Genomic DNA, 12327 nt, shown 5'->3' on the forward strand with positions numbered 1-12327 from the left:
GCCGCTTGCGGCGCCGCCGCCCTCGTTGTGGCGCCATATAGACCCCACCAAACAAAACTGTCAACGACCAATCATAACTTTTTCCAAAAATTCTTTCCACAGGCAGCAGAGAAAAAGGGCCGCTCAAAGCGGCCCTTTTTCAAAAGTATGTAGGAATGCGATATGCTAATCAGGTTCGTATTCCCGCGCACCATCATCCTTGGAGAACAATACGCATGGTCCCTGGGAACCCCGGGGATCATATGCATAGCCTTTAGACGCAAGCGCTTGGGTCATGTCCCGAATGCCAGCCAGTCCGTAGAGATGGTCGTGCAATTCAAGAAAGATGCGTTCCACGCCTGTCAAATCCGCGTTTTGCAGCAGATCACGCTCGGCACCCTCGATATCCATAACGAGGACATTGATGCCGTGGCGAGTGATGAATTCGTCAATATTCGTCGAGGACAGTTCTATGGCATGTTCGTAAGGCCCCTGATTCTCGTCCATAGACGACATCCAGAGATCACGCCGCACATAAAAGCAGAACGAACTGGGCTCACCTGCAGTCAGGATTCCTTGTGACAGCACCACATTGTTGAGACCGTTGGCATCGACAACACGCTGGGCCAGTGCCGCTGTTGTCGGGTTCGCCTCGAAAGCCCAAACCGACACATCGGCTATCCTGGCAATAATGGAGGTGATAATTCCGATGCCTGAACCGAGTTCCAGCACACGATCCCCCGGCTTGACCGCCTTGAAAATCGAACGTGCTTCCTTGGCCTCATAGCTGCCACTTGTCAAAGCCTGCCAGATAACCGGCGAAACTTCGTCAGGCGTTATCGGTACGTTAATCCCATGTACTTTCAGCAATTCCTGCGCCCCGGTTCCCCACGGAACGTCTTGTTCGAATGAACGAGCAAAGAGTTCCCACATATTGATGTATTACATCGCAATCTAATTTTGCGCTGCAATCAGCGTATGAGCATAAACTGATTTGTGCCTTTGAAGCCAGTTGCAACGAGATGATATCATCAATGATTGGAAGCCAGACCGACTGTCTTCAAGTCTCGCGGGTGTCCGTGGAGATGTTTGAGCTTCGATGCGGGCATCGGCTTACCAATGAGATAGCCTTGGACCTGATCGCATCCTAACCGCTTGAGGCATTCAAACTGCTCCTCGGTTTCAATGCCTTCCGCGATCGTCACCATTCTAAGGCTGCGCCCTACTCCGGTTACGAGTTCGACAATCGCAAGTGCGTCGGGCCGTGTGGTCACATCGCTCACGAAAGTACGATCAATCTTGATCTTGTCGAAGGGAAATCCGCTGAGACTGCCGAGCGAAGAATAGCCTGTGCCGAAATCGTCCATGGCGATCTGAATACCCAGAGCTTTCAATTGGCGCAGCGTGCTCAAGGTCTGTTCGTTCTTGTCCAGCAGCACCGATTCCGTAATCTCAAGTTCGAGCCGGTCCGCACCAAGCCCGCTTTGCTCCAGCGCATCCATAACGCTCTGAATAAGGTTCAGACTGCGAAACTGAACAGGAGAGAGGTTGACGGCGATCTTGAGGGGCTTGTTCCAATGTGCGGCCTCCAGACAGGCCGTCTTGAGCACCCAGTCCCCCAGTGCATGTATAAAGCCTATCTTTTCAGCGACCGGAATGAATTCGACCGGTGAAACCGAGCCTCGAACCGGGTGTGTCCAACGAAGCAGGGCCTCATAACCGCATATTTCCCGCGTTACTGTGCAGGCCTGCGGCTGATAGTAGACCTCCATCTCACGGTTCTCCAGCGCCTTCTGAAGATCGGCTTCGAATGATTTCTTTTCCCGCAAGCGGGTCTGCATCTGGGATTCGAACACACTCGCGTGACCGGGTCCAAGCGCCTTTGCTTCGTAAAGCGCAAGATCGGCGTGTTTGAAAAGCTCTTCCGTATCGGGCTCGCCTTGAGAGATCGCGACGCCGACGCAAGTTCCGATTTTTATTTCCAATTCGCCCACATGATATGGCTCACTGATGGCCTCCATCAGGCGGTCTGCAAGTTCCAGGGCCTCATCTTCCTGAAGTCCTGTGGAGAGCAAGGCAAACTCATCGCCCCCCAACCGGCAGACCATGTCGCCTCGCGCGCCCAGTTTGGTGAGACGCCGCGCGACAGCCTGCAACAACGCATCGCCGACATCATGTCCAAGTGTATCGTTGACGTCTTTGAAACCATCAAGGTCCAGAAGAAGAATGACCGCCGACTGGCCTCCGGCATGTGCGGCTTCCAGCCTTTTTTCCAGATTCTGCCGGAACAAAACACGATTGGGCAAACCGGTCAGAGCATCGTGGTGCGCATCATGTTCAAGCCGAAAGTTCTGGGACTGCAGTTCCCCAGTTGCCTGTCGAAGATCGCTCGTAAGGCGCTGCATGCTACCATGCGCCCTATCAAGAAGCTTGTTGTGGCGAAGCAGAAGGATAACCAGCACCACCCCGCAAATGATCAGGCCCGCCGCCAAACCAGTGTAGATGAGATGCAGTTGGCGCACTTCCGCCTGTGCGGCATCGATAAGCCCTACGTCATATTCGACGGCCGTCGAGGCAAGCGCTGTCATCGGTCCATCAAGCATGCTCATGGAGTGCAGGACCGTTTTGATACTGTCCATGTCCAACTTATCGAACTGACGATCAAGCGCCTGCAGAACATCGCTCAGTTTCAAAAACAGATCACGGCGCTGTGGATCATCCTGAATGAAGGATCGCAGATTGCCCTGTTGCAGCAATTCCAGCCGACCTAACATAATATCGAGACGAAGCCGTAATTCGTCGCGGCTTTCTTCGTTCATGTTCAGGGCATATCCAGCCAGAACATGCTCGAGCCGCATATATTCGGACACCGTCTGCCCGACGGCCCAAGAGTCGTTATAACGGGAGAATTTCTGAAGCGCTGTCTGCCGTTCGGCAATGACATAGGCGATATACGCCGTTGCCACCACGAAACAACAGATAATAACGCCTAGAATTCGTCTCACACTTGCCTCTATTCAACTATCAGCTTGGCAACCTGCCAGGCAGAACGTGTGTAATAGGTCTGAGTTTGAAGTTGTGGGTCGCTGTCATAAGGGTAAATTATAAACAATGGTCCTTTGTCACGAACCGGCATGTAATTCCCATCCCGCTTCATGGCAAGAATAACATTGAATCTCTTGAAGTCCTCCAACGGCAACGAACTAACGTAATCGTTCAAAGCGACCGCGGTCACCTTCGTTCCCTTCGCGCCGACGAGCGACATAAGCTTGTCCATCGACACGCCCTCGAAACGCACGCGACCGTCATACCAAGGATTTGCCGTTTCCACGGTGACCAACCCCATCGCTTCCAGCATGTCCCGATCAAACTGGGCCGTATCGCCAACATTCGTATTCGAGATTTTGCCGGATATGACGAGAATCGGCTTACCGGTCGGCTTCGCCAAGGGTTCAGCAGCTGCCCCGGACAACCAGGCAAGAGGCAAGACCAGGCAGAAAAGGGCTCGGATAAGTTTCATTGCATTCTCCATAATAAACTAAACCATTAAAGAGAATTGCCTAAATCAACGTGAAGATCGCACCAGTTTTGTACCTTTTCATGCTTATCTGCAATAAAAATGAAATATCAAAAGCTCCCCTGACGCAACGTAACTTCAAAGGGTCGCAGTTGGAGAACCATCTTAATATTAGATAGCTTTCATATAACGGTCGCATTTTAACATGCCATGCCCGATAATCAGTTGAGGCTGGAGTGTCGATCCATACCAAAACAGGGCAACGTCATGACGCCGCCCTGTAGAAATAATCGATATGGATCGTTGATTCAGCCTGCCAGTTTTCCACCTGTCATGGCTTTCGGCACGCCCGTTGTGCTTGGAAAACTGATGGGCAGGCCGCGCAGGACACGTACCGCCAGGAAAGCAAAACATTCCGCTTCCACGGCATCGCCCCGCCAGCCAAGCGTTTCGACTGGAACAAGTTCCACTTTCGCGCGCTCAACCAACATGCGCATCATTGTCGGGTTACGGCGTCCACCCCCACTGACTGCAAGGCGCTGAGGTCGACGGGGGAGAAGGTCCAAGGCCTTGCCTACTGCCGAAGTCGTGAACGCGGTCAGCGTGGCCGCCCCATCTTCCTCATCCAGACCATCAGCCATTGCATCCGTAAAATCGAACCGATCCAGAGATTTAGGATATGGCGCGGCCAGATAGGGGTGTTTGAGCAGTTCTGCGAGCCGTGCCTCGTCCACGCTGCCCTTCGCCGCCAGCGCTCCGTCGCGATCCATTTCCCCCAAGCCGCGTGCTTTCACGAAATCGTTGATGGGCGCATTGGCTGGTCCCGTGTCGAATGCCACAAGCGCATCCCCACCATCCCACCAGGTGATGTTACCGACACCGCCGAGATTAAGAATCGCTGTACTGCCGCTCGGATCCACGCTGCGCAGCAAGGCAGCATGGTATATGGCAGCAAGCGGAGCCCCCTGCCCGCCAGCACGGATATCTGCGGTGCGAAAATCATAGGCGACCGTGGTCCCCAAGAGTTCGCTCATAAGCCTTCCGTCGCCGAGTTGCCTCGTGTCTCCGATTCGACCGGCTTGCGGCGCGCGATGCAAAACCGTTTGCCCGTGGAAGCCGACGACACCGATATCCGCCATCGAGAGCCCGCTTTCCTCTACCAGTTCGCGGACAGCCGCAGATTGCGCGCGCGTCAGCGCTTCTTCCGCCTCTGCAAAAACATTGGGCTCCGATCCTTCGAAATTCCAGATGCGCGCTTCGGCCTGTGCCTGTTCCAACAGGTCGCGAATCCAGCGCGGATAAGGCTTTAGCGCATAAGCTCCAAATTCCGTTACCGTTTCCCCATCTGTTTTCAACAGAGCGACGTCGATGTTTCCGTCAAGAACTGTGCCGGTCATCAGTCCGACGGCCCATATTGGCTGCATAGATGTCTCCTATCCCAATGAGATTGCGTCACCAACGCCCTGACGCAGTGCCAAGATACCGCTGTCGAAATGACGGGTGGGATGAATGCGGTTGGTGAGCAGGGTCCATGCCCGGCCTGCTTCAAAATCGATCCATAAGCCGGTTCCGGTAAAGCCGGTATGGCCAATCGTATCCTTCGAATTGAAGCTGCCGCCCGACCAGCCATCATAAGGCCGTTCCCAGCCATGCGTACGGGTTGCGGATAATGGCTGACGCATGTGGGCGATCACGTTTCGCGGTGCTCCCGTTCCGTCAAGCAGACCAAGCGCGAAATCGAGTATGGATGCGGCAGTACCGAACAGACCGGCATGCGCGGCCCCTTGCAATGCAGAGCAATTATCGTCGTGTACTTCGCCGCAAAGTACACGATTGCGCCATGTGCAGTTTTCCGTCGCGGCACTCATTTCCGGCTCCGCAGAAAAAGCGAAGCCCTCGCCGGGCTCCATCTCTCGAATGGTCTTGCCGTATAGCCTTTCCAACGCAAAGCCGAGCAGGATGAAATTGATGTCCGAATAAACCGGTTCGCATTTGCGCCATTCGCGCTGCAGAACGAACGCGCGCAAAAGTTCCGGATCACGCCCGTAAGTGTAGATCGGTTCGACGGACGGAAAAGGCGTCTGGTGACCAAGGCATTCACGGAACGTGACCTTGCGCTCCCAGGCGTCATTATCATACTGCCGAAGATCGGGTAGCAAGGTGATCAATGGCGCATCGAGATCAATGACGCGATCCTCAGCCAGCGCAAGAATGCGGGGCGTCGTGTAAATGACTTTTGTCAGCGAAGCAAGATCGAACCACGTATCGATGGTCATTGCCCGTCTGGTCGGGACGATCTGTGCAAAGCCGGTTGCCCTGACAGCGCGGTTGCCAGAAAGATCGACCATCCCAAGAACACCGCCGGGAATGCGATAAGAGTCGCAAGCGTCTTTCACCAAAGCGAACGCTTTTTCAAAGCGAGCCGTAAAGGCTGTATCGGATCGGGGAATATTTGATTCTGCCATGGTAATTATGCCTCGGTCCGGGCCATGTGATCCCGGCCATATGTCTGCCAGTTTGCCGGCTCCGGCTCATAACCCAGCGGGCGCACAAGCGAGGGCACTTGTCGTGTGTCGAGGGCGAAATGTTCGTTGCGCCGATCAATACTTGGAACAGCAGAAATCAGCCGCTTCGTATAAGAGTGTTTCGGCGCAGAAAGGATTGTTGCGGCATCGCCGATTTCCACGATTTGCCCGGCATAGACAACTGCTATGCGATGCGCGATCCGCTCTACCACTGCCATGTCGTGCGATACGAACAAGTAAGCAAGGCCACGCTCCTTCTGGAGGTCGATCAGCAAGTCCAGAACTTTGGCCTGCACAGATACATCCAGCGCGGAAACGGCTTCGTCCAGAACTACGACCGCCGGGTTCAGCATCAGCGCGCGGGCCATACAGAGCCGCTGGCGTTGCCCGCCCGAAAACTCATGTGGGTAGCGCTCCAAGCTGTTGCCGGGGAGCCCGACGCGGTCAAGCAGTTGTAGCATCTTCTGCCGCGTCTCCGGTCCGTCCCGCCCGCCAGCTGCGATAACCGGCTCGGCAAGGATACTATCTATGCGCAGACGCGGATTGAGCGATGCGTAGGGGTTTTGAAAAACCATCTGCACCGAAGAGAAATTTCCCGCATCGTTGGTGCTAACCGCACCAATTTCCAACTTTCCGCGTGAAGCTTTGACAAGCCCGAGAATGGCTCGCGCAGTTGTCGATTTTCCCGAACCGCTCTCCCCCACGATCGCAAGCGTTTCACCGGGAATGAGATCAAGATCGACGTTCTCCACCGCATGAACTGCCCCCAGCCTGCGACCCAGAAAACCGCCTTTGACCGGAAAACGGACCGTCAATCCTTTCACCGACAGGATCGGTTTTGTTCCCGATAGCGTGGTGCGCACGGTATCGGTTCGCACCGCTTTGCCGCTTTCAAAATGCGGAACGGCCTTCAGGAGATGTTGTGTGTAGGGATGCTGAGGCTGGTCGAGAACAGTGCTCAGCTGTCCTTGTTCAACCGCCTTGCCATGCTGCATCACCATGACCTTGTCGGCCATTCCTGCGACCAGACCAATGTCATGCGTGATGAAGATCATCGCCATGCCGGTTTCTCGCTTCAGCTGTGCGAGCAGCGCCATGATCTGCGCCTGCACGGTAACATCGAGCGCAGTCGTGGGCTCGTCGGCAATCATGAGGCGCGGATTACATGCAAGCGCCGTGGCGATCATCACCCGCTGCAACATGCCACCGGAAAGCTGGTTCGGGCAGTATTTGAGCCGCCGTGCGGCGTCTGGAATACGCACGCGATCCAGCGCGTCCTTGGCAGCGGAAGCTGCCTGTTTTCCTGTGAGCCCGCGATGGAGACGAAATGATTCCTCAATCTGCGTGCCTATCGTCAGCACAGGATTGAGCGATGTCATCGGCTCCTGAAAGATCATACCGATTTCTGCACCGCGGATTTTCGTCAGCTCTGCTTCGTTCGCAGTTACGAGATCGATTGTGCTACCGTTTGCGCGATTCAGCTTGATTGATCCGTCGATGACGCGACCGCCGCCAAAATCCACCAGACGATTGATCGACAGGGCCGTTACAGATTTGCCGGAACCACTTTCGCCGACAATTGCCAGTGTTTCACCCACGGCGAGATCAAAACTTACGCCACGCACGATCTCGTTGGCTTCAGGATTGCGACCGAATCCAACGCGAAGGCTCGAGACAGAAAGCAGCGTGCTCATGCCATCGCTCTCCGCATCTTCGGGTCGAGGATGTCGCGCAGGGCATCACCCAGAAGGTTGAAGCCAAGAATGCCGATCATGATCGTCAGTCCCGGAAAGGCCAGCAGCCATGGCGCGGTCTCCATGAGATTACGCGCATCGGCCAGCATGAGACCAAGTGACGAAGCGGGTGGCTGTGTGCCCAGACCCAGAAAGCTTAAGCCTGCCTCCGTCAGCAGCGACCAGGCTAGCGCCAGGGTGATCTGCACTGTCAAAGGGGCCACCAGATTGAGCAGCAGATGGCGGGAAAGGATATAACGGTTGCTGCTGTGGAACGTACGCGCCGCATCAACGAATTCGCGTGTTTTGATCGACAAGGCCGGGCCGCGTACAACCCGCGTGAAGATCGGGGTGTAAACGATAGCAATGGCGGCGACACTTGTTCCTGTTCCCGGCCCGACAACAGCAATGATGAGAAGCGCAAGCAAGATTGCCGGAAACGCCAGAAGCACATCCATGATGCGCATGACGACACCGTCCCACCAGCGCCCAAACCACGCCGCAGTCAATCCCAGAACAGTTCCCGCGAAAGCGGCAATTCCGACTGCCGAAAAGCCCACCATGAAGGATTGCGCGACACCAGCCATCAGGCGGCTCATGACGTCGCGTCCGAAAAGGTCGGTTCCCATCCAGTGGGCAGCACCTGGAGGACGCAGCCTGCCTATCCGATACTGCATCAGAGGATCATGCGGCGTGAAGCCGAAATAGCCGAGACAAGCCACAATCAGATAAACCAGAACGATGAACCCGCCGATACGGCCGCTGGGATGAGCGAAAACAGAACGCAATATCTGCATCAGTTTTCCTCCAGACGAATGCGCGGATCGAGCGCTACATACAGGAGATCAACCAGCAGATTGACGATCATGAAATTGAAGGCAATGAAAAGAATGCTGCCCTGCACCAGAGCATAATCGCGCTGGAGAATGGCGTCGAGCACCATGCGTCCAAGCCCCGGCAGAGCATATATCTGCTCAACCAGCACGGCTCCGCCCAAAAGATAGCCGAACTCCACTCCGCTCAGGGTCACTACTGGTATCAGCGCATTAGGCAATGCGTGCCGCCAGATGACAGAGCGAGCCGATGCTCCCTTGCTGCGAGCCGTGCGAACATAATCGTCGCTGAGAACGTCCAGCATGGCCGAACGCGATATGCGTGTGACCGATGCCGCAAAAGCAAAGCCGAGCGTCAGGGCCGGCAAGATCATCTGCAGGAAATTCTGCCACGGGTTCACCCAGAAAGGTGTAAATTCGCCCATCGCAGGCAAAACCCCAAACCCCGCCGACAGTATATAAATAAAGAGGAGACCGAGAACGAAGCTCGGAGTCGACTGCCCGATCATTGCGAAAATGCGCACCGCCAGATCGGATATTTTCTCGTTGCGCGTTGCCGCATAAACGCCAGCGGGGAGCCCAACGAGCAAAGCGATAAACATCGACATCAATGCAAGTTGCAGCGTCAGCGGAAAACGCTCAAGGATAACCGTCAAAACCGGCTTTCCGAATGTCACCGAGACACCAAGATTACCTTGCAGCACATCACCCAGCCATCGCCAGTACTGGGTGGTCCAGCTTTGGTCGATACCGAAATATTGCGCCAGCGCCTGCCGCTGTTCCGGGGTCAACAACCCTGCCTCCGTTCCGAGCATGGCAGTGATGGAATCACCCGGCACCAGACGGATCGCAACGAAGACAAGGATCGACACCCCCAGCATGACCAGAGGAAATGTCAGCAGCCGACGTGTCAGATAATTCATGTCAGATTACTCACGGCCTGCCGTTCCGGAAGGCACTTGCAAGCCACGCCTTCTCAGGAAGACGTGGCGGATTTCGTGACATCACTGCCCGATCTGCAGCTTGGTTATGCCGAATAGCGATCCGGTTGCGCGAGGCTCGAAACCGGTAACGTTTTTCTGGTGAGCAACATAAGTGTTAGCCGTATAGAGCCATACCCACGGAGAAACTTCCGTTATGTGCTTATCGAAGTCGGCAAAAATCACCTTGCGCTTTTCAGGGTCTGTTTCGGCTCTCCCCTTCTGCATCAGATCGTCAAGCGTATCGTCGATATACTGCGCGACCTTCTGAAGGTTGCCCGCCTTGGTCCAGTATCGGCCATACATCGTATAGGGATCAGCCGAACCGCCGTTCAACGCCACCGCCATGTCGAAGTCCCCCTTCAGCCACGTATCGACATAGACGTTCAGTTCCATCATCCGGATATCGAGCTTGATGCCGATTTCGGCGAGTTGCGACTGAAGCACCTGCGCCTCGGCCGCAGCGGTCGCAGGCTCTCCATTTGCCGCGATGATCGTTGCCGAGAAACCGTCCGCATAGCCCGCATCCACCATCAGCTTCTTCGCTTTTTCAACATCGGGCTTATAGCAGAAAAGCGTGCTCGGGTCGCTTGCATAGGCGGGCATTGTCAGCGGGCCCGTCACCTTTCCTTCGCCGAGCAAGGCCGTGTCGAGAACATCCTGCCGGTCAACGGCGCAGGAAATAGCCTGACGCACGGCCAGTTCCGTCATGGGCTTGCGCGACGGGTTCAATTGCAGGACATGATAAGCAAGCGCCGGCGTGCGCACCAGTTCAAGAGCGCTTTCGTTCGGCACCATCGTTGCGACCAGCGGGTCGTTGAGAAGCGCGAAATCGATCTGCTTGGCGCGAAGCGCGGCGAGAATCGCCGTTTCATCTGGCAGAACACTGATGTCGATTCCGTCGACCGCTACCTTACCGCCGGCCCAATTAGGATTGGCTTTCAGTACTTCCTTGGAATTCGGTTCCCAACGTTCAAGGACAAACGGGCCGGATCCAACGGTCTTTGTACCAATATTGCCCGCCTTGATCTCGCTTTCAGGAAGGACCGCCGCATTGATGCTGGCAATGGCCGCCAATAGCGGGACATCTGCCTGCGAGAGTTTGAAGACAACCGTTTCGTTGTCCGGCGTCTCAATAGCGGCGATGGAACCGAAATTGGCACGCGCCACCGCACCCGTCTTTTCGTCCAGGATACGCTCGAAGGATGCCTTCACATCGGCTGGCGTAACCGGCTGGCCGTTATGGAATTTTGCATTCGGGTCGAGCTTGAATGTCAGAACCTTGCCGCCATCGGAAAACTCCCAACTTTTCGCAATGGCAGGCGCGATCTGAAGATCGGAACCGAGACGAACGAGCGGCTCGTAGATGAGTTCAAGCAGCCGAATCGATGAAAACGCTGGCTGCTTATGCGGATCAAGACCGGTAGCATCCTGTGACCAGGCCATGCGAAGCGTCGCGGCAGAAGCCGTAGACAGGCCCAGCCCGCTGAAGCTCCCAATGCTCAATGCCAATGTGGCGGCGCCCGCAATCAGGCTTCTTTTGAAAATCGCTCCCATTTTCTTCCCTCGCAAATCACTGCAATGCTGATGTCCGACCGCTTCCCCGCTTCGGCTCACGCTTTATTGGCATTTATTGCCTGTCTAAGAAATCCCCCAGCATTCTTTAATGCCTTTCTTGCCTCATCCACTGGCATTCCGGTTATCGTGATGAGGATTGCAAGCTTGACGTCATTATCCGTCAGGGCGAGAACGCGTTTTGCCTCCCCCGCCCCGCAACCGGTTGCCTGCATGACAATTCTCGAGGCACGTGCGACGAGCTTGTGGTTGGTGGCACTGACGTCCACCATGAGGTTCTCATATGTTTTTCCTATTCGGATCATGCTTGCCGTCGTCAGCATATTGAGCACCAGCTTCTGCGCCGTGCCGGATTTGAGCCGCGTCGAACCAGTCAGTATTTCAGGCCCTACAACTGGCGATATGGCAATTTCAGCCATAGCCGCAATCGTGGAGTTCGGATTGCACGAAAGCGCCACAGTCGTAGCACCAATTGTTGCCGCGTAAGCCAGCCCTCCGATCACATAAGGAGTGCGTCCACTGACCGCGATTCCCACGACGACATCCTTTGAGGCCAGACTCACATTGCGCAGATCTGCCTCCCCCAGCGAGGGATCGTCCTCTGCGCCTTCGATTGCATGTTGCAGCGCATCGGCGCCACCTGCAATCAAGCCCACCACCATTCCTTCCGGTACGCTGAATGTCGGTGGGCATTCCGAGGCATCAAGAACGCCAAGACGTCCGCTCGTTCCAGCACCCAAATAAATCAGCCGACCGCCATTCCGAAAGGCGTCAACAATTCTGTCGACCGCCTGCGCGACCTGAGGCAGAACTTTTTCGACAGCGGCGGGCACCAGATGATCCTCGTCGTTAATGCGGCGCACGATAGCAAGACTGGCCAGCAGATCGATATCCATCGTGCGCGGATTTCGCTCTTCTGAAACCAGCTTATCCAGTTCAGATAACAACGCCTGTTCTGTCATGCTCTGCCTGCCTGTCGAGCGGCGTTCAAATGCGCCTTTATGGTTAATATGCTATGATTGAAAATTCTTTTCGTCAATTCCAATATGGAATATTTTATTCCTTACCTTCACCGAGGCAAGGTCCAATCGGGTACACCACAACTGATATACACTGCCGGATTGCCATTAGCGGAAGGGGGTGAATTCTGCCGATATCGAATCTAATCGCGAGCTATCCGCTGAA

At 55.2% G+C, this 12327-nt stretch carries 10 protein-coding genes; all 10 read right to left on the minus strand.

The features are described 5' to 3' along the window. Positions 1-165: 165 nt before the first annotated feature. The gene (locus ACS5UA_RS18015; RefSeq protein WP_443101542.1) at positions 166-912 is read right to left on the minus strand and encodes an FkbM family methyltransferase; all 747 of its coding nucleotides are present in this window, start codon (positions 910-912) and stop codon (positions 166-168) included. Positions 913-1010: 98 nt separating this feature from the next. Next, positions 1011-2984 (minus strand): putative bifunctional diguanylate cyclase/phosphodiesterase, encoded by a 1974-nt coding sequence (locus ACS5UA_RS18020; protein ID WP_443101543.1) that lies wholly within the window; start codon positions 2982-2984, stop codon positions 1011-1013. An 8-nt stretch (positions 2985-2992) separates the two neighbouring features. Beyond that, the gene (locus ACS5UA_RS18025; RefSeq protein ID WP_006472448.1) at positions 2993-3499 is read right to left on the minus strand and encodes a molybdopterin-dependent oxidoreductase; all 507 of its coding nucleotides are present in this window, start codon (positions 3497-3499) and stop codon (positions 2993-2995) included. A gap of 305 nt (positions 3500-3804) precedes the next feature. Beyond that, positions 3805-4920, minus strand: a complete 1116-nt coding sequence (locus ACS5UA_RS18030) for an anhydro-N-acetylmuramic acid kinase (RefSeq protein ID WP_443101544.1) — start codon at positions 4918-4920, stop codon at positions 3805-3807. A gap of 9 nt (positions 4921-4929) precedes the next feature. Beyond that, positions 4930-5961, minus strand: a complete 1032-nt coding sequence (locus tag ACS5UA_RS18035) for a serine hydrolase domain-containing protein (protein WP_443101545.1) — start codon at positions 5959-5961, stop codon at positions 4930-4932. A gap of 5 nt (positions 5962-5966) precedes the next feature. After that, complete coding sequence (locus ACS5UA_RS18040; RefSeq protein ID WP_443101546.1) at positions 5967-7715, minus strand: ABC transporter ATP-binding protein; 1749 nt, start codon at positions 7713-7715, stop codon at positions 5967-5969. Further along, complete coding sequence (locus tag ACS5UA_RS18045) at positions 7712-8551, minus strand: ABC transporter permease (protein WP_443101547.1); 840 nt, start codon at positions 8549-8551, stop codon at positions 7712-7714. The genes ACS5UA_RS18040 and ACS5UA_RS18045 overlap by 4 nt, the downstream gene beginning before the upstream one ends. After that, positions 8551-9510, minus strand: coding sequence for an ABC transporter permease (locus tag ACS5UA_RS18050; protein WP_266032931.1), 960 nt, complete (start codon positions 9508-9510; stop codon positions 8551-8553). Before ACS5UA_RS18050 ends, ACS5UA_RS18045 begins: the two co-directional genes overlap by 1 nt. Positions 9511-9591: 81 nt before the next feature. Further along, positions 9592-11124, minus strand: a complete 1533-nt coding sequence (locus ACS5UA_RS18055) for an ABC transporter substrate-binding protein (protein ID WP_443101548.1) — start codon at positions 11122-11124, stop codon at positions 9592-9594. A gap of 56 nt (positions 11125-11180) precedes the next feature. After that, positions 11181-12104, minus strand: coding sequence for an N-acetylmuramic acid 6-phosphate etherase (gene murQ, locus ACS5UA_RS18060; protein WP_443101549.1), 924 nt, complete (start codon positions 12102-12104; stop codon positions 11181-11183). Positions 12105-12327: the final 223 nt, after the last annotated feature.

This window comes from Brucella sp. RRSP16, from assembly GCF_052246815.1.
In the GTDB taxonomy this organism is placed as follows: Bacteria; Pseudomonadota; Alphaproteobacteria; order Rhizobiales; family Rhizobiaceae; genus Brucella; species Brucella intermedia.